The sequence below is a fragment of the Pseudomonas brenneri genome, from assembly GCF_007858285.1.
GTDB classification, from domain to species: domain Bacteria; phylum Pseudomonadota; class Gammaproteobacteria; order Pseudomonadales; family Pseudomonadaceae; genus Aquipseudomonas; species Aquipseudomonas brenneri.
The window spans coordinates 19,536-42,157 of sequence record NZ_VFIL01000016.1 but is presented as its reverse complement, the minus strand read 5'-3'; the positions used below and the strand labels follow the sequence as shown (position 1 = coordinate 42,157).

At 56.3% G+C, this 22,622-nt stretch carries 35 protein-coding genes; 2 read left to right on the top strand and 33 right to left on the bottom strand.

Annotation, left to right across the window (positions count from 1 at the left end):
• The first annotated feature begins 17 nt into the window (after positions 1-17).
• The gene (locus FJD34_RS25920; protein WP_032861620.1) at positions 18-566 is read left to right on the top strand and encodes a cysteine hydrolase family protein; all 549 of its coding nucleotides are present in this window, start codon (positions 18-20) and stop codon (positions 564-566) included.
• A 39-nt stretch (positions 567-605) separates the two neighbouring features.
• On the opposite strand, the gene tam is transcribed toward FJD34_RS25920, so the two are convergent.
• From tam to FJD34_RS25905, 3 genes are all read right to left on the bottom strand, one after another.
• Complete coding sequence (tam, locus tag FJD34_RS25915; RefSeq protein WP_065942768.1) at positions 606-1,367, bottom strand: trans-aconitate 2-methyltransferase; 762 nt, start codon at positions 1,365-1,367, stop codon at positions 606-608.
• 160 nt (positions 1,368-1,527) lie between these two features.
• A complete protein-coding gene (locus FJD34_RS25910; protein ID WP_017849542.1) occupies positions 1,528-2,043 on the bottom strand; it encodes a single-stranded DNA-binding protein in 516 nt (171 codons plus the stop codon).
• Positions 2,044-2,052: 9 nt separating this feature from the next.
• Positions 2,053-3,447, bottom strand: coding sequence for an MFS transporter (locus FJD34_RS25905; RefSeq protein ID WP_032861616.1), 1,395 nt, complete (start codon positions 3,445-3,447; stop codon positions 2,053-2,055).
• 180 nt (positions 3,448-3,627) lie between these two features.
• Between FJD34_RS25905 and uvrA the strand changes: the two genes are divergently transcribed.
• Positions 3,628-6,462 carry an excinuclease ABC subunit UvrA gene (gene uvrA / locus FJD34_RS25900; RefSeq protein ID WP_029299403.1) on the top strand — a complete coding sequence of 945 codons (2,835 nt, stop codon included), beginning with the start codon at positions 3,628-3,630 and terminating at the stop codon, positions 6,460-6,462.
• Between the two features lie 67 nt (positions 6,463-6,529).
• Here the strand turns inward: uvrA and bfr are convergent, their stop codons facing one another.
• From bfr to rpsJ, 30 genes are all read right to left on the bottom strand, one after another.
• The gene (gene bfr, locus FJD34_RS25895; RefSeq protein ID WP_029299402.1) at positions 6,530-6,994 is read right to left on the bottom strand and encodes a bacterioferritin; all 465 of its coding nucleotides are present in this window, start codon (positions 6,992-6,994) and stop codon (positions 6,530-6,532) included.
• A 155-nt stretch (positions 6,995-7,149) separates the two neighbouring features.
• The gene (locus FJD34_RS25890; protein WP_032861614.1) at positions 7,150-8,598 is read right to left on the bottom strand and encodes a catalase; all 1,449 of its coding nucleotides are present in this window, start codon (positions 8,596-8,598) and stop codon (positions 7,150-7,152) included.
• Positions 8,599-8,838: 240 nt separating this feature from the next.
• Entirely contained in the window at positions 8,839-9,225 is a 387-nt protein-coding gene (rplQ, locus tag FJD34_RS25885) for a 50S ribosomal protein L17 (protein ID WP_007918448.1), read from the bottom strand.
• 41 nt (positions 9,226-9,266) lie between these two features.
• Complete coding sequence (locus FJD34_RS25880) at positions 9,267-10,268, bottom strand: DNA-directed RNA polymerase subunit alpha (protein WP_003176403.1); 1,002 nt, start codon at positions 10,266-10,268, stop codon at positions 9,267-9,269.
• 22 nt (positions 10,269-10,290) lie between these two features.
• The gene (rpsD, locus tag FJD34_RS25875) at positions 10,291-10,911 is read right to left on the bottom strand and encodes a 30S ribosomal protein S4 (protein WP_003210056.1); all 621 of its coding nucleotides are present in this window, start codon (positions 10,909-10,911) and stop codon (positions 10,291-10,293) included.
• 18 nt (positions 10,912-10,929) lie between these two features.
• Entirely contained in the window at positions 10,930-11,319 is a 390-nt protein-coding gene (rpsK, locus tag FJD34_RS25870) for a 30S ribosomal protein S11 (RefSeq protein WP_002555466.1), read from the bottom strand.
• Positions 11,320-11,349: 30 nt separating this feature from the next.
• A complete protein-coding gene (rpsM, locus tag FJD34_RS25865) occupies positions 11,350-11,706 on the bottom strand; it encodes a 30S ribosomal protein S13 (protein WP_024077676.1) in 357 nt (118 codons plus the stop codon).
• Positions 11,707-11,835: 129 nt separating this feature from the next.
• Positions 11,836-11,952: a 50S ribosomal protein L36 gene (gene rpmJ / locus FJD34_RS25860; protein WP_002555468.1), complete on the bottom strand. Its 117-nt coding sequence runs from the start codon at positions 11,950-11,952 to the stop codon at positions 11,836-11,838.
• A gap of 28 nt (positions 11,953-11,980) precedes the next feature.
• Positions 11,981-13,309: a preprotein translocase subunit SecY gene (gene secY / locus FJD34_RS25855; RefSeq protein WP_018612224.1), complete on the bottom strand. Its 1,329-nt coding sequence runs from the start codon at positions 13,307-13,309 to the stop codon at positions 11,981-11,983.
• The gene (gene rplO / locus FJD34_RS25850; protein WP_016969471.1) at positions 13,310-13,747 is read right to left on the bottom strand and encodes a 50S ribosomal protein L15; all 438 of its coding nucleotides are present in this window, start codon (positions 13,745-13,747) and stop codon (positions 13,310-13,312) included.
• Positions 13,748-13,750: 3 nt separating this feature from the next.
• Positions 13,751-13,927, bottom strand: coding sequence for a 50S ribosomal protein L30 (gene rpmD, locus FJD34_RS25845; protein WP_003176408.1), 177 nt, complete (start codon positions 13,925-13,927; stop codon positions 13,751-13,753).
• A 2-nt stretch (positions 13,928-13,929) separates the two neighbouring features.
• Entirely contained in the window at positions 13,930-14,430 is a 501-nt protein-coding gene (gene rpsE / locus FJD34_RS25840) for a 30S ribosomal protein S5 (protein ID WP_003186035.1), read from the bottom strand.
• A 3-nt stretch (positions 14,431-14,433) separates the two neighbouring features.
• Complete coding sequence (gene rplR, locus FJD34_RS25835; RefSeq protein ID WP_003186037.1) at positions 14,434-14,784, bottom strand: 50S ribosomal protein L18; 351 nt, start codon at positions 14,782-14,784, stop codon at positions 14,434-14,436.
• Positions 14,785-14,794: 10 nt separating this feature from the next.
• Positions 14,795-15,328, bottom strand: a complete 534-nt coding sequence (rplF, locus tag FJD34_RS25830) for a 50S ribosomal protein L6 (RefSeq protein ID WP_003176412.1) — start codon at positions 15,326-15,328, stop codon at positions 14,795-14,797.
• 12 nt (positions 15,329-15,340) lie between these two features.
• Entirely contained in the window at positions 15,341-15,733 is a 393-nt protein-coding gene (rpsH, locus tag FJD34_RS25825) for a 30S ribosomal protein S8 (RefSeq protein WP_017848802.1), read from the bottom strand.
• Between the two features lie 208 nt (positions 15,734-15,941).
• Positions 15,942-16,247 (bottom strand): 30S ribosomal protein S14, encoded by a 306-nt coding sequence (rpsN, locus tag FJD34_RS25820; RefSeq protein ID WP_003176414.1) that lies wholly within the window; start codon positions 16,245-16,247, stop codon positions 15,942-15,944.
• Positions 16,248-16,260: 13 nt separating this feature from the next.
• Entirely contained in the window at positions 16,261-16,800 is a 540-nt protein-coding gene (gene rplE, locus FJD34_RS25815; RefSeq protein WP_003210069.1) for a 50S ribosomal protein L5, read from the bottom strand.
• Positions 16,801-16,822: 22 nt separating this feature from the next.
• Positions 16,823-17,137, bottom strand: coding sequence for a 50S ribosomal protein L24 (gene rplX, locus FJD34_RS25810; protein ID WP_029299388.1), 315 nt, complete (start codon positions 17,135-17,137; stop codon positions 16,823-16,825).
• An 11-nt stretch (positions 17,138-17,148) separates the two neighbouring features.
• Entirely contained in the window at positions 17,149-17,517 is a 369-nt protein-coding gene (gene rplN / locus FJD34_RS25805) for a 50S ribosomal protein L14 (RefSeq protein WP_002555479.1), read from the bottom strand.
• Positions 17,518-17,540: 23 nt separating this feature from the next.
• Complete coding sequence (gene rpsQ, locus FJD34_RS25800; protein ID WP_003176419.1) at positions 17,541-17,807, bottom strand: 30S ribosomal protein S17; 267 nt, start codon at positions 17,805-17,807, stop codon at positions 17,541-17,543.
• 2 nt (positions 17,808-17,809) lie between these two features.
• The gene (gene rpmC / locus FJD34_RS25795) at positions 17,810-18,001 is read right to left on the bottom strand and encodes a 50S ribosomal protein L29 (RefSeq protein ID WP_002555481.1); all 192 of its coding nucleotides are present in this window, start codon (positions 17,999-18,001) and stop codon (positions 17,810-17,812) included.
• Positions 18,001-18,414: a 50S ribosomal protein L16 gene (rplP, locus tag FJD34_RS25790; protein ID WP_003232424.1), complete on the bottom strand. Its 414-nt coding sequence runs from the start codon at positions 18,412-18,414 to the stop codon at positions 18,001-18,003. The genes rpmC and rplP overlap by 1 nt, the downstream gene beginning before the upstream one ends.
• A 12-nt stretch (positions 18,415-18,426) precedes the next feature.
• On the bottom strand, positions 18,427-19,113 hold the full coding sequence (rpsC, locus tag FJD34_RS25785; protein WP_003176422.1) for a 30S ribosomal protein S3: 687 nt from the start codon (positions 19,111-19,113) through the stop codon (positions 18,427-18,429).
• Between the two features lie 13 nt (positions 19,114-19,126).
• On the bottom strand, positions 19,127-19,459 hold the full coding sequence (gene rplV, locus FJD34_RS25780; protein ID WP_003103908.1) for a 50S ribosomal protein L22: 333 nt from the start codon (positions 19,457-19,459) through the stop codon (positions 19,127-19,129).
• An 11-nt stretch (positions 19,460-19,470) separates the two neighbouring features.
• Positions 19,471-19,746 (bottom strand): 30S ribosomal protein S19, encoded by a 276-nt coding sequence (gene rpsS, locus FJD34_RS25775; RefSeq protein ID WP_002555486.1) that lies wholly within the window; start codon positions 19,744-19,746, stop codon positions 19,471-19,473.
• Between the two features lie 16 nt (positions 19,747-19,762).
• On the bottom strand, positions 19,763-20,587 hold the full coding sequence (rplB, locus tag FJD34_RS25770; protein ID WP_003176423.1) for a 50S ribosomal protein L2: 825 nt from the start codon (positions 20,585-20,587) through the stop codon (positions 19,763-19,765).
• A 14-nt stretch (positions 20,588-20,601) separates the two neighbouring features.
• On the bottom strand, positions 20,602-20,901 hold the full coding sequence (rplW, locus tag FJD34_RS25765) for a 50S ribosomal protein L23 (RefSeq protein ID WP_002555488.1): 300 nt from the start codon (positions 20,899-20,901) through the stop codon (positions 20,602-20,604).
• Positions 20,898-21,500, bottom strand: coding sequence for a 50S ribosomal protein L4 (gene rplD, locus FJD34_RS25760; RefSeq protein WP_029299292.1), 603 nt, complete (start codon positions 21,498-21,500; stop codon positions 20,898-20,900). The genes rplW and rplD overlap by 4 nt, the downstream gene beginning before the upstream one ends.
• 12 nt (positions 21,501-21,512) lie before the next feature.
• Positions 21,513-22,148, bottom strand: a complete 636-nt coding sequence (rplC, locus tag FJD34_RS25755; protein ID WP_003194649.1) for a 50S ribosomal protein L3 — start codon at positions 22,146-22,148, stop codon at positions 21,513-21,515.
• An 81-nt stretch (positions 22,149-22,229) separates the two neighbouring features.
• Entirely contained in the window at positions 22,230-22,541 is a 312-nt protein-coding gene (gene rpsJ, locus FJD34_RS25750) for a 30S ribosomal protein S10 (RefSeq protein ID WP_003186070.1), read from the bottom strand.
• Positions 22,542-22,622: the final 81 nt, after the last annotated feature.

Here is a 22,622-nt window from a genome sequence, read left to right as displayed (position 1 = left end):
ATCACGAGAAAAACCCCATGGCCAAGCAAGCACTTATCCTAATTGATATCCAGAACGACTACTTCCCCCAGGGCAAATGGCCACTGGCTGGTGTCGAGGCTGCCGCCGACAAGGCACAACAACTGCTCCAGGTATTTCGCCAGGCCGGTGATGCGATAATCCACGTGCGCCATGAGTTCACCTCTGACGAGGCGCCCTTTTTCACCCCAGGCTCCGAAGGCGCGCACTTGCACCCCAAGGTACTGAACGAAAACGACGAGCCAGTGGTGCTCAAGCATTTTGTAAATGCGTTTCGCCAAACCAACCTGCGCGAGTTGCTGGAACAGCGCAGCATCACCGACCTGGTAGTCGTGGGCAGCATGAGCCACATGTGCATCGACGCCGTGGTACGGGCAGCAGCGGACCTTGGCTACACCGTTACAGTGATCCACGATGCCTGCGCCACCCGTGACCTGGAGTTCAATGGCAAGACCATCCCGGCGGCCCAGGTGCATGACGCGTATATGGCGTCGCTGGCATTTGGCTATGCGAGCGTGGTCTCGGCCGATGAGTTTCTGCAGGCATAAACAGGTGGCAGTCTGACTGCCACCTGTTGGCATGGAAAGTTAGCGCGTGGCGATGATGAACAGGCGCGGAAAAGGCAGCAACACCGTGCCATCTGCCAAGGCCGGATAGGCCTTGGTGATTAGCCCCAGGTAGGTATCGAGGAAGGCACTTCTCTCGGCGTCATCCAGGGGAGCCAGGAAAGGCCGCAACCCCGTGCCCTTGAACCACTCGACCACGGCGCCATGATCGCTGAGCGGGTGTTGATAGATGGTGTGCCACACATCCACGGTGCTGCAATGTGTGCTCAGCAGTTCGTAGTAGTAGCTCGCCGAGTGGCGCGCGTTGTGTTTGACCGCACCGATCTTGCCCGCCCACGGCCCTTGCGCCGCCACCTCACGGGCCAGGCGGTGAGCGGGCTCGTCAAGGTTGTCCGGGGTCTGCACCGCCAGCGTGCCACCGGGCGTCAACTGGTCCACCAGGTGCGGATAGAGCGTGGCGTGGTCCGGTAGCCATTGCAGCGAGGCGTTGGCAAGAATCACGTCGAATTTTTGCGCCGGGTTCCAGGCGCCGATGTCGGCCAATTCAAAGTTGAGCGCCGGCAGCCGTTCACGGGCGCTGACCAGCATGTCATCGGAACTGTCCAGGCCGGTGACCTGCGCCTGGGGAAAACGCCCGGCCAGCACCTCGGTGGAGTTACCCGGACCACACCCCAGGTCAACTGCGGTGCGCACATCGCCCGCTGGAATGGCAGCCACCAGGTCTCGAACGGGACGGGTGCGCTGTTGCTCAAACATCGAGTACTGCTGGGCAGACCAGGTCATCGGGGTTTCCTTCTTCGGCACGGGAATGAGCTATAGCCTAAATCTTGTGGCCCAGGAGAACAAACGCCAGAACCTGGGACATTTCGTACGCAAAAAACAAGAAACCCCCGCATCGCGGGGGTCTCAGGCCTAAACTTTACAAAATAGTCTTAGGTAGGAATTAGAACGGAATATCGTCATCAAAACTGTCGAAGTCAGCGGCTGGCTGCGGTGCGGCCTGCTGTGGTGCTGGGCGCGACTCACGCTGTGGCTGCTGGCTTGGCTGTGGACGCGACTGCTGTGGACGCGGTGCCGAGTTGGACATGCCACCCTGGCCCTGTTGGTCGCCCTGTGGACGGCCGCCCAGCAGTTGCATGGTGCCTTGCATGTCGACCACGATTTCGGTGGTGTAACGCTTGATGCCGTCTTTTTCCCACTCGCGGGTTTGCAGCTTACCTTCGATGTAGACCTGCGAACCTTTGCGCAGGTACTCACCGGCGATCTCTGCAACCTTGCCGAACATCGACACACGGTGCCATTCGGTTTTCTCGACCTTCTGGCCGGTCTGCTTGTCGGTCCACTGTTCGCTGGTCGCCAGACTCAGGTTGGTCACGGCATTACCGTTAGGCAAGTAGCGAACTTCGGGATCCTGGCCGCAAGTACCGACCAATATGACTTTGTTAACCCCACGGGCCATAACGTTCTCCTAGGCTGGGCGCGCTGTCGGCACTGGGTTGACCAGTTGCTCAAGCGTCGCGCGATCCAATAGTTCGGTGTCCAATTTGATGTAAATGGCCGCCTCTTCAGCGACCACGACTGCATCCGTTACCCCTACGACCGCCTTCAGGCGCTCTACCAGACCGCTTTCACGGATCGCCTCGGGCGATAGCGGCAAACGCAGGCTTGTGACGTAGGGAGGTTCGCGCATGGTAACAGCAAAGAGCAGCCAAAGTGCAGCCAGCCCGGCGCATCCGAGGAACACAACCGACAAACCGCCATGCTGGAACATCCAGCCGCCCATGATGCCGCCCAGCGCCGAACCGAGGAACTGGCTGGTGGAATAAACCCCCATTGCCGTGCCCTTGCCACCTGCCGGCGAAACCTTACTGATCAGCGAAGGCAGTGAGGCCTCCAGCAGGTTGAACGCGGTGAAAAACACCACCGTCCCAATGACCAGTGCCCGTAGGCTGTCGCCGAACTGCCAGAAGAATAGTTCAGTGAGCATCAATGTCGCGACGGCGCCGAGCAAAACTCGTTTCATTTTGCGTTTCTTCTCGCCGTAGATGATGAACGGGATCATGGCGAAGAATGAAATCAACAACGCGGTGAGGTAGACCCACCAGTGCTCTTCCTTGGGCAAGCCGGCTTTTTCCACCAGGGCCAGGGGCAAGGCAACGAAGCTGCACATCAGCATCGCGTGCAATACAAAGATACCTAAATCCAGGCGCAGCAGGTCCGGGTGCTTGAGCGTCGGCAGCAGCGCTTGTTTGGCCACGCCCGACTCACGGTGCTGCAGCGGCCCGGTGGAGCGCGGCACCATAAAGGCCACGATCACAATACCGAACAACGCCATGCCACCGGTGGCCAGGAACAGGCCGTGCAGGCCGAACGCACGGGTCAGCAGCGGGCCAACCACCATCGCAACGGCAAACGACAGGCCGATGGTCATGCCGATCATGGCCATGGCCTTGGTGCGATGCTGTTCGCGAGTCAGGTCTGACAACAGTGCCATCACTGCCGCGGAAATTGCACCCGCGCCTTGCAGGATGCGCCCGGCGATCACGCCCCAGATCGAATCGGCATTGGCCGCCAGCACGCTGCCCAGGGCGAAGATGATCAACCCCAGGTAGATCACCGGCCGGCGGCCAATGCGGTCGGAAATGATCCCGAACGGAATCTGGAAAAGTGCCTGGGTCAGGCCGTAGGCGCCAATCGCCAGGCCGATCAGGGCTGGGGTCGCGCCGGCGAGGTCCATGCCATAGGTCGCCAGCACCGGCAACACCATGAACATGCCCAGCATACGGAAGGCGAACACCAGTGCCAGACCGCTTGCCGCTCGGGTCTCGCCGCTACTCATGCGTTCGCTGTGGGGATCGTGCATGGAAAAACCTCGTGTGAACCGGCGGCGATTCTACCAGTCCCATCGATTGAGAGGGTATATGCGGCGCTTTGCCGCGCAGCTTTCATCCAAGCCTGAAATGGGCAAATCGACAGTGTATATTCATCCAGTCTTTAGCCGTATACTCCTGCATTATTTATACGCCCGCCGTACGAGGCCATCTTGGACAAGATCCTGATTCGTGGGGCTAGAACCCACAACCTGAAGAACATCGACCTGACCCTGCCCCGGGACAAACTGATTGTCATCACCGGTTTGTCCGGGTCTGGCAAGTCGTCGCTGGCGTTCGATACGCTGTATGCCGAAGGCCAGCGTCGTTATGTGGAGTCGCTGTCGGCCTACGCCCGGCAGTTCCTGTCGATGATGGAAAAGCCTGATGTCGACACCATTGAAGGCCTGTCGCCAGCCATTTCCATCGAACAGAAATCGACCTCCCACAACCCGCGCTCCACCGTGGGCACCATCACCGAAATCTACGACTACCTGCGCCTGCTGTACGCACGCGTCGGTATTCCGCGCTGCCCGGATCACGATATCCCGCTGGAAGCCCAGACCGTCAGCCAGATGGTCGACCTGGTACTGGCCCAGCCGGAAGGCGCCAAGCTGATGCTGCTGGCGCCGGTGATCCGCGAGCGCAAGGGCGAACACCTGTCGGTCTTCGAAGAACTGCGCGCCCAGGGTTTTGTCCGCGCCAGGATCAACGGCAAGCTATATGAGCTGGACGAAGCGCCGAAACTGGATAAACAGAAGAAGCACACCATTGATGTGGTGGTCGACCGCTTCAAGGTGCGTGCCGACCTGCAGCAACGTCTGGCGGAGTCGTTCGAGACCGCGCTGAAGCTGGCGGACGGTATCGCCCTGGTCGCACCGATGGACGACGAGCCCGGCGAAGAAATCATCTTTTCCGCACGCTTCGCCTGCCCGATCTGCGGCCACGCCATCAGCGAACTGGAACCCAAGCTGTTCTCTTTCAACAATCCGGCCGGCGCCTGCCCGACCTGTGATGGGTTGGGGGTCAAGCAGTTCTTCGACATCAAGCGCCTGGTCAATGGCGACCTGACGCTGGCGGAGGGCGCCATACGCGGCTGGGACCGGCGCAATGTCTACTACTTCCAGATGCTCGGGTCGCTAGCCGCCCACTATAAATTCAGCCTGGAAGTACCGTTCAACGAGCTGCCCGCAGAGCAACAGAAAGTCATCCTGCATGGCAGCGGCTCGCAGAACGTCGACTTCAAATACCTGAATGACCGTGGCGATATCGTCAAGCGCTCCCACCCATTCGAAGGCATCGTGCCCAACCTGGAACGTCGCTACCGGGAAACCGAATCGGCCAGCGTACGCGAAGAACTGGCCAAGTTCCTCAGCACCCAGCCCTGCCCTGATTGCCGTGGCACCCGCTTGCGTCGCGAGGCTCGCCACGTATGGGTCGGCGAGAAGACCCTGCCAGCAGTGACCAACCTGCCCATCGGCGACGCCTGCGAGTACTTTGGCGTACTGAAGTTGACCGGGCGTCGCGGCGAGATTGCCGACAAGATCCTCAAGGAAATCCGCGAGCGCCTGCAGTTCCTGGTCAACGTGGGCCTGGACTATCTGTCCCTGGATCGCAGCGCCGACACCCTGTCCGGCGGCGAAGCCCAGCGCATTCGCCTGGCCAGCCAGATTGGCGCCGGCCTGGTGGGCGTGCTGTACATCCTGGACGAGCCCTCAATCGGCCTGCACCAGCGTGACAACGATCGACTGCTGGGCACGCTCAAGCACCTGCGTGATATCGGTAACACGGTGATCGTGGTCGAGCACGATGAGGATGCCATTCGCCTGGCGGACTATGTGGTCGATATCGGCCCCGGTGCCGGCGTGCATGGCGGACATATTGTTGCCCAAGGCACACCGGCCGAAGTCATGGCACACCCGGACTCGCTCACCGGTAAATACTTGTCTGGCCGAGTGAAAATCGAAGTACCGGCCAAACGTACACCGCGCAACAAAAAACAGGCGCTGCACCTCAAGGGCGCGCGCGGCAACAACCTGCGCAATGTCGACCTGGAAATCCCCCTGGGCCTGCTGACGTGCGTGACCGGCGTCTCCGGCTCGGGCAAGTCGACGCTGATCAACAACACCTTGTTCCCCCTCAGCGCCACCGCGCTGAACGGTGCCACCACCCTGGAAGCTGCCGCGCATGACAGCATCAAGGGCCTGGAGCTCCTGGACAAGGTGGTGGATATCGACCAGAGCCCGATTGGCCGCACCCCCCGCTCCAACCCCGCGACCTATACCGGGCTGTTCACGCCGATTCGCGAACTGTTCGCCGGTGTGCCGGAGTCCCGTTCCCGTGGTTATGGCCCTGGGCGCTTCTCCTTCAACGTCAAGGGTGGGCGCTGCGAAGCGTGCCAGGGCGACGGCTTGATCAAGGTCGAGATGCACTTCCTGCCGGACATCTACGTACCTTGCGACGTGTGCAAGAGCAAGCGCTACAACCGCGAGACCCTGGAGATCAAGTACAAGGGCAAGAACATCCATGAAACCCTTGAGATGACGATCGAGGAAGCGCGGGTGTTCTTTGACGCAGTGCCGGCCCTGGCACGCAAGCTTCAGACCCTGATGGACGTGGGCTTGTCGTATATCAAGCTGGGGCAGTCGGCGACCACGCTGTCCGGTGGCGAAGCGCAGCGGGTCAAACTGTCTCGTGAACTGTCCAAACGCGATACCGGCAAGACCCTGTACATCCTTGACGAGCCAACCACCGGGCTGCACTTTGCGGATATCCAGCAGTTGCTCGACGTGCTGCACCGTTTACGAGACCACGGCAACACCGTGGTAGTGATCGAACACAACCTGGACGTGATCAAGACAGCCGACTGGCTGGTGGACCTTGGGCCGGAAGGCGGTTCCAAGGGTGGGCAGATAATTGCGGTGGGCACGCCGGAGCAAGTTTCCGAAATGCCACAATCCCATACTGGCTACTATCTGAAGCCGCTGCTGGCGCGCGACCGGGCCTGATTGTTCGGCCCAACAAAAAGCCCCTGTCACCATAGCGGTGACAGGGGCTTTTTTATAACCGGTGGAATCAGAACTGCGATTGCAGGTAGTTTTCCAGGCCGATCAACTTGATCAGGCCCAACTGCTTTTCCAGCCAGTAGGTGTGATCTTCTTCAGTATCGTTCAACTGTACGCGCAGGATTTCCCGGGTCACGTAGTCGTTGTGCTTCTCGCAAAGCTCAATGCCCTTGCACAGTGCGGCGCGGACTTTGTACTCCAGGCGCAAGTCGCTGGCGAGCATCTCAGGCACTGTGGTGCCGGTATCCAGGTCGTCAGGACGCATGCGCGGCGTGCCTTCGAGCATCAGGATACGACGCATCAGCGCGTCGGCGTGCTGTGCCTCTTCTTCCATTTCGTGGTTGATACGCTCGTAGAGCTCAGTAAAGCCCCAGTCTTCGTACATACGCGAGTGAATGAAATATTGGTCACGAGCTGCCAGTTCGCCCGTCAGCAACGTGTTGAGGTAATCGATTACGTCGGGGTGACCTTGCATCGCCCTACATCTCCCTGCTTGAAAGACCCTAGTTTGAACCATGCAGACCTGCAGGTCACGGGACGAACGGCAGAAAAGTGAAGATTTCCGGAGAAAAGTAGCTGAAATAACGCAAAAACCGCCCAAATGAGGGCGGTTCTGCTTATCACTTAGAGTTAGTTAATCGATACACCCAGCGCAGTTGCGATTCCTTCTCCATAAGCCGGATCTGCCTTGAAGAAGTGTTGCAGCTGACGTTGAACCACATCACTGGAAACACCCGCCATCGCGCCGGCGATGTTGTTGATCAACAGCGTTTTTTGCTCAGCATTCATCAAGCGGAACAGCGCACCGGCGTGGCTGTAGTAATCAGTATCCTCGCGGTGATCATAACGATCCGCTGCACCGCTCAGAGCCAGGGCAGGCTCTGCGTACTGTGGAGCTTGTTTTGGTGCATCGGCGTAGCTGTTTGGCTCGTAGTTGGGAGCCGCGCCACCGTTGCTGCCAAACGCCATGGAGCCATCACGCTGGTAGTTGTGGACCGGACTGCGCGAAGCATTCACCGGCAGGTGCTGATGGTTGGTGCCAATACGGTAGCGGTGCGCATCGGCGTAAGCGAACACACGGCCCTGGAGCATGCGGTCCGGCGACAAACCGACACCCGGCACCATATTGCTTGGACCGAACGCTGCCTGCTCCACTTCGGCGAAGTAGTTCAGCGGGTTGCGGTTCAATTCCAACTCACCCACCTCAATCAGCGGAAACTCTTTCTGCGACCAGGTTTTGGTCACATCGAAGGGATTCTCGTAGTGAGCATTGGCCTGGGCCTCAGTCATGATCTGGATGCACACACGCCATTTAGGGAAATCTCCGCGCTCAATGGCCTCAAACAGGTCGCGCTGGGCGTAATCCGGATCGGTACCGGCCAGGCGGGCTGCATCGGCAGGCGCGAGGTTCTTGATACCCTGCTTGGTCTTGTAGTGCCACTTCACCCAGTGACGCTCGCCATTGGCGCTGATCAGGCTGTAGGTGTGGCTGCCAAAACCATGCATGTGACGGTAGCCGTCCGGGATGCCGCGGTCCGAGAACAGGATGGTGACCTGGTGCAGCGCCTCGGGCGAATGCGACCAGAAGTCCCACATCATCTGTGCACTTTTCAGGTTGCTTTGCGGCAGGCGTTTTTGAGTGTGGATAAAGTCCGGGAATTTCAGCGGGTCACGGATGAAGAATATCGGGGTGTTGTTGCCCACGATGTCCCAGTTACCTTCTTCGGTATAGAACTTGAGTGCGAAGCCACGTGGATCGCGCTCGGTATCTGCCGAGCCGCGCTCGCCACCGACTGTAGAGAAACGCAGGAAGGTCGGCGTCTGCTTACCAACAGCTTCAAACAGTTTGGCGCTGGTGTATTGGGTAATGTCTTTGGTAACCGTGAACGTGCCATACGCTCCCGAGCCTTTGGCGTGTACACGTCGCTCTGGGATGTTTTCACGGTTGAAGTGGGCCAGCTTCTCGATCAGGTGAAAGTCGTCGAGCAGCAACGGGCCACGCGGGCCGGCGGAACGGGAATTCTGGTTGTCAGCAACGGGAGCGCCACTGGCGGTCGTAAGGGTTTTATTCTGGCTCATGCTCAATCTCCTCAGGTCAGTCTTGGAACTGCCGGCTAATCGGCTTAGAGGGAGTATTGACCATCAGCATGACGTCTACAAATTCATATAATTGTCGGCATCAATAGAAAAAAACTACCGTCACCTCCCTCTCCATAGCACCAGTATCAAGATTGAGGAGCGCTGCTTAAATAGGATTTGTCTTACTTCAAAAACAAAAAACCGGGCACTAGGCCCGGTTTTTCGTTGCAGACTGTCGTCTTACTCGGCGGATACAGCTTCGCCAGCAGTAGCACGATCAACCAACTCGACGTACGCCATAGGCGCGTTGTCGCCAGTGCGGAAACCGCACTTGAGGATGCGCAGGTAGCCACCCTCACGGGTAGCGTAGCGCTTGCCCAGGTCGTTGAAGAGCTTACCAACGATAGCTTTCGAACGAGTACGGTCGAAAGCCAGACGGCGGTTAGCCAGGCTGTCTGTCTTGGCCAAAGTGATCAGCGGCTCAGCAACGCGACGCAGTTCTTTGGCTTTCGGCAGTGTAGTTTTGATCAGCTCGTGCTCGAACAGCGACACCGCCATGTTTTGAAACATGGCCTTGCGGTGCGAGCTGGTACGGCTCAGGTGACGACCACTTTTACGATGACGCATGGTTCATTCCTTACCAAACTCACGTTCGGTGATTACGACGATCAGGCAGTCGCCTTGTCGTCCTTCTTAAGACTTGCAGGCGGCCAGTTGTCGAGGCGCATGCCGAGGGACAGACCGCGGGAGGCCAGAACGTCCTTGATTTCAGTCAAGGATTTCTTGCCCAGGTTCGGAGTCTTCAACAGTTCTACTTCGGTGCGCTGGATCAGGTCACCGATGTAGTAAATGTTTTCCGCCTTAAGGCAGTTAGCCGAACGTACAGTCAGTTCCAGATCGTCAACCGGGCGAAGCAGGATCGGATCGATCTCGTCTTCCTGCTCGATTACCACTGGTTCGCTGTCACCTTTGAGGTCGACGAACGCAGCCAACTGCTGTTGCAGGATGGTTGCAGCGCGGCGAATAGCCTCTTCAGGATCCAGAGTACCGTTGGTTTCCAGATCAATAACCAGCTTGTCCAGGTTAGTACGCTGCTCGACACGGGCGTTTTCCACCACGTATGCGATGCGGCGAACCGGGCTGAACGAAGAGTCAAGCTGCAAGCGACCAATGCTGCGGCTTTCGTCTTCATCGCTCTGACGCGAGTCGGCCGGTTCATAACCACGACCACGAGCTACAGTGAGCTTCATGTTCAGGGCGCCGTTAGACGCCAGGTTAGCGATTACGTGATCGGGGTTAACGATCTCGACATCATGATCCAGCTGAATATCGGCAGCGGTAACCACCCCCGAACCCTTCTTCGACAAGGTCAGCGTAACTTCGTCACGGCCGTGCAGCTTGATAGCCAGACCTTTAAGGTTCAACAGGATTTCAATTACGTCTTCCTGTACACCTTCGATGGCGCTGTACTCGTGGAGCACACCGTCAATCTCGGCCTCGACTACTGCACAGCCGGGCATTGAGGACAACAGGATGCGGCGCAGCGCGTTGCCCAGGGTGTGGCCAAAACCACGCTCGAGAGGCTCGAGAGTGATCTTGGCGCGGGTTGGACTGACAACCTGCACATCAATATGGCGGGGTGTCAGGAACTCATTTACCGAAATCTGCATGGATGCACCTATTTTCTAGCCCTTACTTGGAGTAGAGCTCGACAATCAGGCTTTCGTTGATGTCGGCGGACAGATCACTGCGAGCAGGAACGTTCTTGAAAACGCCCGACTTCTTCTCAGTGTCTACTTCTACCCATTCTACGCGGCCACGTTGGGCACACAGATCGAGAGCTTGGACAATGCGAAGCTGGTTTTTTGCTTTCTCGCGAATCGCGACAACGTCACCAGCACGAACCTGGTAGGACGGAACGTTAACGGTTTGGCCGTTTACGCTGACGGATTTGTGCGATACCAGCTGACGGGATTCGGCACGAGTCGAACCAAAGCCCATACGGTATACAACGTTGTCCAGACGGCATTCGAGCAGTTGCAGCAGGTTTTCACCGGTTGCACCTTTCTTGCCAGCAGCTTCTTTGTAGTAGCCGCTGAACTGACGCTCGAGAACGCCGTAGATACGACGGACCTTCTGCTTTTCACGCAGTTGGGTGCCGTAGTCGGACTGGCGACCGCGGCGTTGGCCGTGGATACCAGGTGCTGCTTCAATGTTGCACTTCGATTCGATCGCGCGCACGCCGCTCTTCAGAAAGAGATCGGTGCCTTCGCGACGAGCGAGTTTGCATTTTGGACCAATGTAACGAGCCATTCTTTACAATCTCCTGGATTACACGCGGCGCTTCTTCGGCGGACGGCACCCGTTGTGCGGGATTGGCGTCACGTCGGTGATGCTGGCGATCTTATAGCCACAGCCGTTCAAAGCACGGACAGCAGACTCACGACCTGGACCTGGACCCTTGACGTTAACGTCGAGGTTTTTCAGGCCATATTCCAGCGCAGCTTGACCAGCACGTTCAGCAGCTACTTGAGCAGCGAACGGGGTGGACTTGCGGGAACCGCGGAAACCCGAACCACCGGAGGTAGCCCAAGAAAGCGCGTTACCTTGACGGTCGGTGATGGTCACGATGGTGTTGTTAAAAGATGCATGGATGTGGGCGATGCCATCAACCACTGTCTTTTTAACTTTTTTACGAGGACGAGCAGCAGGTTTTGCCATGATAATTTTCCTGTCGATTCGCTGGGGCGATTACTTGCGGATCGGCTTACGCGGACCTTTACGGGTACGCGCGTTAGTCTTGGTACGCTGACCGCGTACTGGAAGACCACGACGATGACGCAGACCGCGATAGCAACCGAGGTCCATCAAACGCTTGATTTTCATGTTGATTTCGCGACGCAGGTCACCTTCAGTGGTGAACTTCGCCACTTCGCCACGCAGCAATTCAATCTGCTCGTCGCTCAGATCCTTGATCTTAGCGGCTGGGTTTACCCCAGCAACTGCGCAAATTTTCTGCGCAGTAGTGCGACCAACACCATAGATGTAGGTCAGCGAGATAACAGTGTGCTTGTTATCTGGAATGTTAACGCCTGCAATACGGGCCATTCAGTGGGACTCCAATTGACAGCTACCTACGCCCCGGAAGCCAAGAAATAGGGCGCGAGATAATATCGCTGTAATAACAAATAATCAACCCGGCAGCGCACTAGCTGCCGGGCTTCAAGCGGATCACACTCAGCCTTGGCGCTGTTTGTGACGCGGTTCCGCGCTGCAAATTACTCGAACAACACCTTCGCGGCGAATAATTTTGCAGTTACGGCACAGCTTTTTCACCGATGCACGAACTTTCATCACCAACTCCTCGAACCTTATGGGGTACTCAGCGCAACATGCCGCTGCCGTAGCCCTTCAGGTTGGCTTTCTTCATCAGGGATTCGTACTGGTGCGAAACGAGGTGCGATTGTACTTGGGACATGAAGTCCATCACAACCACGACGACGATCAGCAACGAGGTCCCGCCAAGGTAGAACGGAACGTTGGCTGCAACCACCAGAAACTGGGGTAGCAAGCACACGGCCGTCATATATAGAGCACCGAACAGGGTCAAACGAGTCAGAACGCCATCAATATAGCGCGCCGACTGCTCGCCTGGACGAATACCCGGAATAAAGGCACCGGACTTCTTCAGGTTTTCCGCTACGTCTTTCGGATTGAACATCAACGCCGTATAGAAGAAGCAGAAGAAAATAATCCCTGCACTAAACAGCAGAATATTCAACGGCTGACCAGGAGCGATCGACTGCGAGATGTCCTGCAACCAGCCCATACCTTCAGACTGACCGAACCAGGCACCCAACGAAGCCGGAAACAGCAAAATGCTGCTCGCGAAGATAGCAGGAATAACACCGGCCATATTCACTTTCAGCGGCAAGTGGCTGGTCTGCGCGGCAAAGACCTTACGGCCCTGCTGACGCTTGGCGTAGTGAACAGCAATACGACGCTGGCCACGCTCAATGAACACCACAAAACCGATAATCGCTACTGCCAGCAAACCGATGGCAACCAAGGCGAAGATATTGATATCACCCTGACGTGCAGACTCGAAAGACTGCCCGATTGCCCTCGGAAGACCGGCGACGATACCTGCGAAAATCAACATCGAGATACCGTTGCCAACACCACGCTCAGTAATCTGCTCACCCAGCCACATCATGAACATCGCACCAGCCACAAATGTGGTTACCGCGACGAAATGGAAGCCAAAGTCACCAGTGAACGCTACGCCCTGCCCTGCCAGACCGATGGACATGCCAACAGCCTGGACGAGAGCAAGAACGACAGTGAGGTAGCGGGTGTACTGGCTAATCTTGCGACGACCAGCTTCACCTTCCTTCTTCAACTGCTCCAGCTGCGGGCTGACGGCGCTCATCAACTGCATGATGATCGATGCCGAAATGTACGGCATGATCCCCAGTGCAAAGATGCTCATCCGTTCCAGCGCGCCGCCGGAAAACATGTTGAACAAGCTAAGAATGGTCCCCTCATTCTGTCGAAACAGGTCTGCGAGTCGGTCCGGGTTGATACCTGGAACCGGGATGTGTGCGCCTATTCGGTAGACGATAATCGCCAGGAACAGAAAACGCAGACGAGCCCAAAGTTCAGACATACCGCCTTTGCCGAGCGCTGAGAGAGCACCTTGCTTAGCCATTTATTCCTCGAACTTGCCGCCAGCTGCTTCGATAGCCGAACGCGCACCTTTGGTGGCGCCGATTCCCTTGCCGATAGTGACAGCGCGAGTCACTTCACCGGACAGCATGATTTTCACACGCTGTACGTTGACGTTGATCACGTTGGCATCTTTCAGGGTCTGCAGAGTAACGATGTCGCCTTCCACTTTAGCCAGCTCGGACAAACGCACTTCTGCGCGATCCATGGCTTTCAGGGAAACGAAACCGAACTTCGGCAGGCGACGATGCAGCGGCTGTTGACCGCCTTCAAAGCCTGGAGCAATGGTGCCACCGGAGCGGGAGGTCTGACCTTTGTGGCCACGGCCACCAGTCTTACCCAAACCGCTACCGATACCACGGCCCGGACGATGCTTTTCGCGACGGGAACCCGGCGCTGGACTCAGATCATTGAGTTTCATCGATTAACCCTCGACACGCAGCATGTAGTAAGCCTTGTTGATCATCCCGCGATTCTCGGGAGTATCCTGGACTTCTACAGTGTGACCGATGCGACGCAGACCCAAACCCTTAACGCACAATTTGTGGTTAGGGATGCGGCCGGTCATGCTTTTGATCAGCGTTACTTTAACGGTAGCCATGATCAGAAGATCTCCTTGACGCTTTTGCCACGCTTGGCGGCAATGGATTCAGGAGACTGCATAGCTTTCAAACCCTTGAAAGTGGCGTGAACCACGTTTACCGGGTTAGTCGAGCCGTAGCACTTGGCCAGAACGTTCTGAACGCCAGCAACTTCGAGGACAGCACGCATAGCGCCGCCAGCGATGATACCGGTACCTTCAGAAGCAGGCTGCATGTACACCTTCGAAGCGCCGTGAGCGGACTTCATTGCGTACTGCAGAGTGGTGCCGTTCAGGTCAACTTGGATCATGTTGCGACGAGCAGCTTCCATTGCCTTCTGGATCGCAGCAGGCACTTCACGCGACTTGCCACGGCCGAAGCCAACACGGCCCTTACCATCACCTACCACGGTCAACGCGGTGAAAGTGAAGATACGGCCGCCTTTAACGGTTTTGGCTACGCGGTTAACTTGAACCAGCTTCTCAATGTAGCCTTCGTCGCGCTTTTGGTCGTTATTTGACATAACTTAGAACTCCAGCCCAGCTTCACGAGCAGCATCAGCCAGCGCTTTCACGCGGCCGTGGTACTTGAAGCCAGAGCGGTCGAAAGCCACTTGCGAGACGCCAGCGGCCTTAGCACGCGTAGCGACCAGCTGGCCAACCTTAGTGGCCGCGTCGATGTTGCCAGTGGCACCATCACGCAGTTCTTTATCCAAAGTCGAGGCGCTTGCCAGGACTTTGTTGCCGTCGGCCGAGATGACCTGGGCGTAGATGTGCTGCGACGAGCGGAACACGCAGAGACGCACGACTTCGAGTTCGTGCATTTTCAGGCGTGCTTTGCGAGCGCGACGCAGTCGAGTAACTTTTTTGTCGGTCATTTGCTATGCCCTACTTCTTCTTGGCTTCTTTACGACGGACGACTTCGTCCGCGTAGCGCACACCTTTGCCTTTGTACGGCTCTGGTGGACGGAAGTCGCGGATCTCGGCAGCCACTTGACCTACCAGCTGCTTATCGATGCCCTTGATCAGGATATCGGTCTGGCTAGGAGTTTCAGCGGTGATGCCTTCCGGCAGTTCGTAATCCACTGGGTGCGAGAAGCCAAGGGCCAGGTTCAAAACCGTGCCTTTTGCTTGCGCTTTGTAACCAACACCGACCAGCTGGAGCTTGCGCTCGAAGCCTTGGCTTACGCCTTGGACCATGTTGTTTACCAACGCACGCGTGGTACCGGCCATTGCGCGAGTTTGTTGATCGCCATTGCGAGCAGCGAAACGCAGCTCACCAGCTTCTTCAACGATCTCAACGGACGAATGGATGTTCAGTTCAAGAGTACCCTTGGCACCCTTCACCGAAAGCTGTTGGCCTGCGAATTTTACTTCGACACCGGCTGGCAGCTTAACGGGGTTCTTAGCGACGCGAGACATGCTTATCCCCCCTTAGAACACAGTGCAAAGAACTTCGCCGCCGACACCGGCAGCGCGCGCAGCACGATCCGTCATCACACCTTTGTTGGTGGAGACGATAGACACGCCAAGACCGCCACGAACTTTCGGCAGATCTTCAACGGACTTGTACTGACGCAGGCCTGGACGGCTAACGCGCTTCACTTCCTCGATGACCGGACGGCCTTCGAAGTACTTCAGCTCGATGGACAGCAGTGGCTTGATTTCGCTGCTGATCTGATAACCCGCAATGTAGCCTTCGTCTTTCAGGACTTTGGCAACAGCTACCTTCAACGTGGAAGATGGCATGCTTACGACGGACTTTTCAGCCATCTGGGCATTACGGATACGAGTTAGCATGTCCGCTAACGGGTCCTGCATACTCATGGGCTAGACGCTCCTAATACAAAAAAATTAGCCTTGCGGCTACATATGTCACCGAGAATCTCCGGGCATAAAACACACGGGCTCAGGCGAGCCGCGTATTTTAGACACACTACGGAAATGAAACAAGCCCCAAAAGGGGCTTGTTCCAGATTCTAGGCCACCGGTGGTCAGTATCTTGCGATCCTGGCCACCTGGACTTCGAAAGTACTTACCAGCTGGCTTTAACCAGACCTGGTACGTCACCACGCATTGCCGCCTCACGCAGTTTGTTACGGCCAAGGCCGAACTTGCGGTAAACGCCGTGTGGACGACCGGTCAGGCGGCAGCGGTTACGCATGCGCGAAGCGCTTGCGTCACGTGGCTGCTTCTGCAGAGCTACTGTAGCTTCCCAACGTGCTTCTGGACTTGCGTTCAGATCAACGATGATAGCTTTCAGTGCTGCACGCTTCTTGGCGTACTTGGCAACCGTGAGCTGACGCTTCAGCTCGCGGTTTTTCATGCTCATCTTGGCCATGGTCCTACTCCAATCAGTTGCGGAACGGGAATTTGAACGCACGCAGCAGAGCGCGGCCTTCATCATCGTTCTTGGCAGTGGTGGTCAGGGTGATGTCCAGACCGCGGAGAGCATCGATCTTGTCGTAGTCGATTTCCGGGAAGATGATCTGCTCTTTCACGCCCATGCTGTAGTTACCACGACCATCGAAGGACTTGGCATTCAGGCCGCGGAAGTCGCGAACCCGAGGCAGGGAGATCGACAGCAGACGATCCAGGAACTCGTACATACGCTCACGGCGCAGAGTCACTTTGACACCGATCGGCCAACCTTCACGGACTTTAAAGCCAGCGATGGATTTCCGAGCGTAAGTCACAACGACTTTTTGACCGGTGATCTTTTCCAGGTCAGCAACAGCGTGCTCGATGACTTTTTTGTCGCCGATCGCTTCGCCCAGACCCATGTTCAGGGTGATTTTGGTAACGCGCGGAACTTCCATCACGTTCGAAAGCTTAAGTTCTTCCTTAAGCTTCGGAGCGATTTCCTTCCGGTAAATCTCTTTTAGTCGTGCCATGGTCTTATCTACCTAGCAGTGTTCAAGCATCAACCGCTTTTTGGGTCGACTTGAAGACACGAATTTTCTTACCGTCTTCTACTTTGAAACCAACGCGGTCAGCCTTGTTGGTTTCGCCATTGAAGATGGCGACGTTAGAAGCGTGCAATGGCGCTTCTTTCTCGACGATACCGCCCTGTACGCCCGACGCGGGGTTAGGCTTGGTATGACGCTTGACCAGGTTCAGACCACCAATGACCAGACGGTCATCAGCAAGAACCTTCAGCACCTTACCGCGCTTACCTTTGTCTTTGCCGGCGATCACGATGATCTCGTCGTCACGACGAATCTTTTGCATGTCGGATCTCCTTACAGCACTTCTGGGGCGAGCGAGACGATCTTCATGAACTTCTCAGTACGAAGTTCACGGGTCACTGGCCCAAAGATACGGGTGCCGATCGGCTCTTGCTTGTTGTTCAGAAGAACAGCAGCGTTGCCATCAAAGCGGATAATGGAGCCATCAGCACGGCGTACGCCGTGACGAGTGCGGACTACAACAGCAGTCATCACTTGGCCTTTTTTCACTTTACCGCGAGGAATTGCTTCCTTGACGGTAACTTTGATGATGTCACCGATACCAGCGTAACGACGATGGGAGCCACCCAGCACCTTGATGCACATAACACGGCGAGCGCCGCTGTTATCGGCCACATCGAGCATGGATTGAGTCTGAATCATATAATTTCTCCGACCCCTAGTCCTTAGACTTCCACAGCGCGTTCGAGAACATCAACCAGTGCCCAAGACTTGGTCTTGGCCAGCGGACGAGTTTCACGAATAGTGACTTTGTCGCCGATGTGGCACTGATTGGTTTCGTCGTGCGCGTGCAGCTTAGTCGAACGCTTAACATATTTACCGTAGATCGGGTGCTTAACGCGACGCTCGATCAAAACGGTGATGGTTTTGTCCATCTTGTCGCTGACAACACGGCCAGTCAGCGTACGGACAGTCTTTTCGGCTTCAGCCATGATCACTTACCTGCCTGCTGGTTGAGCACAGTCTTCACGCGAGCGATGTCACGCTTAACTTGCGAGAGCAGATGAGACTGCCCCAACTGGCCAGTTGCTTTCTGCATACGCAGATTGAACTGGTCGCGCAGCAGGCCGAGCAGTTGCTCGTTCAGCTGCTGTGCGGATTTTTCACGAAGTTCATTCGCTTTCATCACATCACCGTCCGTTTAACAAAGGCGGTGGCGAGCGGCAGCTTTGCAGCAGCCAGGGCAAAAGCCTCACGCGCCAGCTCTTCAGTTACACCCTCGATTTCATACAGGACTTTGCCTGGCTGAATCTGGGCTACCCAGTATTCCACGTTACCCTTACCTTTACCCATCCGAACCTCAAGAGGCTTTTTGGAGATCGGCTTGTCCGGGAATACACGGATCCAGATCTTGCCGCCACGTTTTACGTGACGGGTCAGTGCACGACGCGCTGACTCGATCTGACGAGCGGTGAGACGACCACGAGCTACAGACTTCAGCGCGAACTCGCCGAAGCTGACTTTGCTACCGCGCTGAGCCAGACCACGGTTGTGGCCTGTCATCTGCTTGCGGAACTTCGTACGCTTAGGTTGCAACATTTGGCGTACCCCTTACTTAGCAGCTTTTTTACGAGGCGCTGGTGCTTGTGGTTTCAGTTCTTCTTGGCGACCACCAATTACTTCGCCTTTGAAGATCCAAACCTTTACACCGATCACACCGTAAGTGGTGTGAGCTTCGTAGTTGGCATAGTCGATGTCGGCACGCAGGGTGTGCAACGGCACACGACCTTCGCGATACCATTCAGTACGTGCGATTTCAGCACCGCCGAGACGACCGCTCACTTGGATTTTGATGCCCTTGGCACCAATACGCATGGCGTTTTGCACGGCGCGCTTCATAGCACGACGGAACATTACGCGGCGCTCCAGCTGCTGAGCTACGCTCTGCGCAACCAGCATACCGTCGAGCTCCGGCTTGCGGATCTCTTCGATATTGATGTGCACAGGCACACCCATTTGCTTGGTCAGGTCCTGACGCAGTTTCTCAACATCTTCACCTTTCTTCCCGATAACGATACCTGGACGAGCGGTGTGGATGGTGATACGTGCAGTTTGGGCCGGACGATGGATATCGATACGGCTTACGGACGCGCTTTTTAGTTTGTCTTGGAGATACTCACGCACCTTCAGATCAGCGAACAAATAGTCCGCATAAGTCCGACCGTCTGCGTACCAGACGGAGGTGTGCTCCTTGACGATTCCCAGGCGAATGCCAATGGGATGTACTTTCTGACCCATCTCTTCGACTCCGTTACTTGTCAGCAACCTTGACAGTGATATGGCAAGACCGCTTGACGATGCGATCAGCACGGCCTTTGGCACGCGGCATGATACGCTTCAGCGAACGCCCTTCGTTGACGAAAACGGTGCTGACCTTCAGGTCATCAACGTCTGCGCCTTCGTTATGCTCGGCGTTGGCTACGGCCGACTCCAGCACTTTCTTCATGATCTCGGCGGCTTTCTTACTGCTGAAAGCCAACAGGTTGAGCGCTTCGCCCACCTTCTTCCCGCGGATCTGGTCGGCGACCAAGCGGGCTTTCTGGGCGGAGATTCGAGCGCCCGACAACTTAGCGGCTACTTCCATTTCCTAACCCCTTAACGCTTGGCTTTCTTGTCTGCCACGTGCCCACGGTAAGTGCGGGTACCGGCAAACTCGCCCAGTTTGTGGCCGACCATGTCTTCGTTAACGAGAACTGGGACGTGTTGGCGACCGTTGTGTACTGCGATGGTCAAACCGACCATTTGTGGCAGGATCATAGAACGGCGCGACCAGGTCTTAACTGGTTTGCGATCGTTCTTTTCCGCCGCCACTTCGATCTTCTTCAGTAGGTGAAGATCAATAAAAGGACCTTTTTTCAGAGAACGTGGCACTGTCGTATCCCTCTATTTACTTGCGACGACGGACGATCATTTTGTCGGTACGCTTATTACCACGAGTCTTCGCGCCCTTAGTCGGGAAGCCCCATGGCGATACCGGATGACGACCACCAGAGGTACGACCTTCACCACCACCGTGTGGGTGGTCAACCGGGTTCATGGCAACACCACGAACGGTTGGGCGAACGCCACGCCAGCGTTTGGCACCAGCTTTACCCAGCGAACGCAGGCTGTGCTCGGAGTTCGAGACTTCGCCCAGGGTCGCACGGCATTCAGCCAGCACTTTACGCATCTCACCAGAACGCAGACGCAGGGTCACGTAGACACCTTCACGAGCGATCAGCTGAGCCGAAGCACCAGCGGAACGAGCGATCTGTGCGCCTTTACCTGGCTTCAATTCGATGCCGTGTACGGTGCTACCAACTGGAATGTTACGCAGTTGCAGAGCGTTGCCCGGCTTGATCGGTGCCAGAGCACCTGCGATCAGCTGGTCGCCAGCACTCACGCCTTTAGGCGCGATGATGTAGCGACGCTCGCCATCTGCGTACAGCAGCAGAGCGATGTGAGCAGTACGGTTTGGATCGTATTCGATACGCTCGACAGTGGCAGAGATGCCATCTTTGTCGTTGCGACGGAAATCGACCAGACGATAATGCTGCTTATGGCCACCACCGATGTGACGAGTGGTAATGCGACCATTGTTGTTACGACCACCAGTCTTCGATTTCTTCTCGAGCAGCGGTGCGTGAGGAGCGCCTTTATGCAGCTCCTGGTTGACCACCTTGACCACAAAACGGCGGCCAGGGGAAGTCGGTTTGCATTTAACGATTGCCATGATGCACCCCTTCCTTACTCAGCACTGCTGCTGAAATCGAGATCTTGGCCTGGCTGAAGGGAGATAACTGCCTTCTTCCAGTCATTACGCTTGCCCAGACCGCGAGCAGTGCGCTTGCTCTTACCCAGAACATTCAGGGTAGTAACACGCTCTACTTTCACGCTGAACAGGCTTTCGACGGCCTTCTTGATTTCCAGCTTGGTTGCGTCAGTTGCAACCTTGAAAACGAACTGGCCTTTCTTGTCAGCCAGAACCGTAGCCTTTTCGGAAACGTGCGGGCCAAGCAGAACTTTAAATACGCGTTCCTGGTTCATCCCAGCAGCTCCTCGAATTTCTTCACGGCCGACACGGTGATCAACACCTTGTCGTATGCGATCAGACTAACTGGATCGGAACCTTGCACGTCACGTACATCAACGTGTGGCAGGTTGCGAGCAGCCAGGTACAGGTTCTGATCAACAGCTTCGGACACGATCAGAACGTCGGTCAGATTCATGTTGTTCAGCTTGCCCAGCAGATCTTTGGTTTTCGGACCTTCAACAGCGAAGTCTTGAACCACGACCAGACGATCAGTACGCACGAGTTCAGCAAGGATGGAGCGCAGTGCTGCGCGGTACATCTTCTTGTTGAGCTTCTGAGAGTGATCCTGTGGACGAGCTGCGAAAGTGGTACCGCCGCCACGCCAGATTGGGCTACGGATAGTACCGGCACGAGCACGGCCAGTACCTTTCTGACGCCAAGGGCGCTTACCGCCACCACGAACGTCGGAACGGGTCTTTTGCTGCTTGCTACCTTGACGGCCGCCGGCCATGTAGGCCACGACTGCTTGGTGAACGAGCGTCTCGTTGAATTCGCCGCCAAATGTCAGTTCGGAAACTTCGATCGCTTGAGCGTCATTTACATTTAATTGCATGTCAGCTTCCCCTTAACCGCGAGCCTTGGCCGCTGGACGTACAACCAGGTTGCCGCCAGTAGCGCCAGGAACAGCACCCTTGACCAACAACAGATTGCGTTCAGCGTCGACGCGCACTACTTCGAGGGACTGCACGGTCACGCGCTCAGCGCCCATATGACCGGACATTTTTTTGCCCTTGAATACACGACCAGGAGTCTGGCACTGGCCAATAGAGCCCGGGACGCGGTGGGAAACGGAGTTACCGTGAGTGTTGTCTTGGCCACGGAAATTCCAACGCTTGATCGTACCCTGGAAGCCTTTACCCTTGGACTGACCGGTTACATCAACCAGTTGACCAGCGGCGAAGATTTCAGCGTTGATCAGATCGCCAGCCTGGTAGTCGCCATCTTCAAGACGGAACTCCATGACAGTACGACCAGCTGCAACGTTTGCTTTAGCGAAGTGACCTGCTTGAGCAGCAGTCACACGCGAAGCACGACGCTCGCCGACAGTGACTTGCACTGCACGATAGCCATCGGTCTCTTCAGTTTTGAACTGGGTGACGCGATTCGGTTCGATCTCAATGACCGTGACCGGAATGGAGACACCTTCTTCGGTGAAAATACGGGTCATACCGCATTTACGACCGACTACACCAATAGTCATGTTGTAAACCTCATGAGTGTACGGGGCTTTCACCCGCTATGGCCGCCCATTTCAGAGCGTTACACGACTAAGACCCGAGTCTTAGCCGAGGCTGATCTGTACTTCCACACCGGCCGCCAGATCAAGCTTCATAAGTGCATCAACGGTTTTATCCGTTGGCTGGACGATGTCCAGAACGCGCTTATGAGTACGGATCTCGTACTGGTCGCGCGCGTCTTTGTTGACGTGCGGGGAGACCAGAACGGTGAACCGCTCTTTGCGGGTAGGCAGTGGAATAGGACCACGCACTTGTGCCCCAGTACGTTTCGCGGTTTCCACGATTTCCTGGGTGGATTGGTCGATCAGGCGATGGTCAAAAGCCTTCAACCTGATACGGATTTGCTGATTTTGCATTGGATTTCAGACTCCGGCTGCTATTCCCAGCGAGCGCAATACGCCCGTTAAAAGGAGGCGCAATTCTATAGACGCCCCAGA

Bases quoted from the DNA above. Each gene is read 5' to 3' on its own strand.
- FJD34_RS25880 (WP_003176403.1), bottom strand. From the start codon at position 10,268: ATGCAGATTTCGGTAAATGAGTTCCTGACACCCCGCCATATTGATGTG.
- rplP (WP_003232424.1), bottom strand. From the start codon at position 18,414: ATGTTGCAACCTAAGCGTACGAAGTTCCGCAAGCAGATGACAGGCCAC.
- FJD34_RS25910 (WP_017849542.1), bottom strand. From the start codon at position 2,043: ATGGCCCGTGGGGTTAACAAAGTCATATTGGTCGGTACTTGCGGCCAG.
- tam (WP_065942768.1), bottom strand. From the start codon at position 1,367: ATGACCTGGTCTGCCCAGCAGTACTCGATGTTTGAGCAACAGCGCACC.
- rpsJ (WP_003186070.1), bottom strand. From the start codon at position 22,541: ATGCAAAATCAGCAAATCCGTATCAGGTTGAAGGCTTTTGACCATCGC.
- rplN (WP_002555479.1), bottom strand. From the start codon at position 17,517: ATGATTCAGACTCAATCCATGCTCGATGTGGCCGATAACAGCGGCGCT.
- rplQ (WP_007918448.1), bottom strand. From the start codon at position 9,225: ATGCGTCATCGTAAAAGTGGTCGTCACCTGAGCCGTACCAGCTCGCAC.
- FJD34_RS25905 (WP_032861616.1), bottom strand. From the start codon at position 3,447: ATGCACGATCCCCACAGCGAACGCATGAGTAGCGGCGAGACCCGAGCG.
- rpmD (WP_003176408.1), bottom strand. From the start codon at position 13,927: ATGGCTACCGTTAAAGTAACGCTGATCAAAAGCATGACCGGCCGCATC.
- rpsE (WP_003186035.1), bottom strand. From the start codon at position 14,430: ATGTCAAATAACGACCAAAAGCGCGACGAAGGCTACATTGAGAAGCTG.
- rplE (WP_003210069.1), bottom strand. From the start codon at position 16,800: ATGGCACGACTAAAAGAGATTTACCGGAAGGAAATCGCTCCGAAGCTT.
- rpmJ (WP_002555468.1), bottom strand. From the start codon at position 11,952: ATGAAAGTTCGTGCATCGGTGAAAAAGCTGTGCCGTAACTGCAAAATT.
- rpsN (WP_003176414.1), bottom strand. From the start codon at position 16,247: ATGGCCAAGATGAGCATGAAAAACCGCGAGCTGAAGCGTCAGCTCACG.
- rpmC (WP_002555481.1), bottom strand. From the start codon at position 18,001: ATGAAAGCGAATGAACTTCGTGAAAAATCCGCACAGCAGCTGAACGAG.
- rpsQ (WP_003176419.1), bottom strand. From the start codon at position 17,807: ATGGCTGAAGCCGAAAAGACTGTCCGTACGCTGACTGGCCGTGTTGTC.
- rpsC (WP_003176422.1), bottom strand. From the start codon at position 19,113: ATGGGTCAGAAAGTACATCCCATTGGCATTCGCCTGGGAATCGTCAAG.
- rplV (WP_003103908.1), bottom strand. From the start codon at position 19,459: ATGGAAGTAGCCGCTAAGTTGTCGGGCGCTCGAATCTCCGCCCAGAAA.
- FJD34_RS25890 (WP_032861614.1), bottom strand. From the start codon at position 8,598: ATGAGCCAGAATAAAACCCTTACGACCGCCAGTGGCGCTCCCGTTGCT.
- rpsK (WP_002555466.1), bottom strand. From the start codon at position 11,319: ATGGCAAAACCTGCTGCTCGTCCTCGTAAAAAAGTTAAAAAGACAGTG.
- rplC (WP_003194649.1), bottom strand. From the start codon at position 22,148: ATGACTATTGGTGTAGTCGGTCGTAAATGCGGTATGACCCGTATTTTC.
- rplD (WP_029299292.1), bottom strand. From the start codon at position 21,500: ATGCAATTAAATGTAAATGACGCTCAAGCGATCGAAGTTTCCGAACTG.
- rplR (WP_003186037.1), bottom strand. From the start codon at position 14,784: ATGACCGACAAAAAAGTTACTCGACTGCGTCGCGCTCGCAAAGCACGC.
- rplO (WP_016969471.1), bottom strand. From the start codon at position 13,747: ATGAAACTCAATGATCTGAGTCCAGCGCCGGGTTCCCGTCGCGAAAAG.
- rplX (WP_029299388.1), bottom strand. From the start codon at position 17,137: ATGCAAAAGATTCGTCGTGACGACGAGATCATCGTGATCGCCGGCAAA.
- rpsH (WP_017848802.1), bottom strand. From the start codon at position 15,733: ATGAGTATGCAGGACCCGTTAGCGGACATGCTAACTCGTATCCGTAAT.
- FJD34_RS25920 (WP_032861620.1), top strand. From the start codon at position 18: ATGGCCAAGCAAGCACTTATCCTAATTGATATCCAGAACGACTACTTC.
- rpsD (WP_003210056.1), bottom strand. From the start codon at position 10,911: ATGGCTCGTTACATTGGTCCAAAATGCAAACTCGCTCGTCGCGAAGGC.
- rplF (WP_003176412.1), bottom strand. From the start codon at position 15,328: ATGTCTCGCGTCGCTAAGAACCCCGTTAAGCTGCCAGCCGGTGTCGAA.
- secY (WP_018612224.1), bottom strand. From the start codon at position 13,309: ATGGCTAAGCAAGGTGCTCTCTCAGCGCTCGGCAAAGGCGGTATGTCT.
- rpsM (WP_024077676.1), bottom strand. From the start codon at position 11,706: ATGGCCCGTATTGCAGGCGTTAACATTCCAGATAACAAGCACACTGTT.
- rplB (WP_003176423.1), bottom strand. From the start codon at position 20,587: ATGGCAATCGTTAAATGCAAACCGACTTCCCCTGGCCGCCGTTTTGTG.
- bfr (WP_029299402.1), bottom strand. From the start codon at position 6,994: ATGCAAGGTCACCCCGACGTAATCGATTACCTCAACACGTTGCTGACG.
- rplW (WP_002555488.1), bottom strand. From the start codon at position 20,901: ATGAACCAGGAACGCGTATTTAAAGTTCTGCTTGGCCCGCACGTTTCC.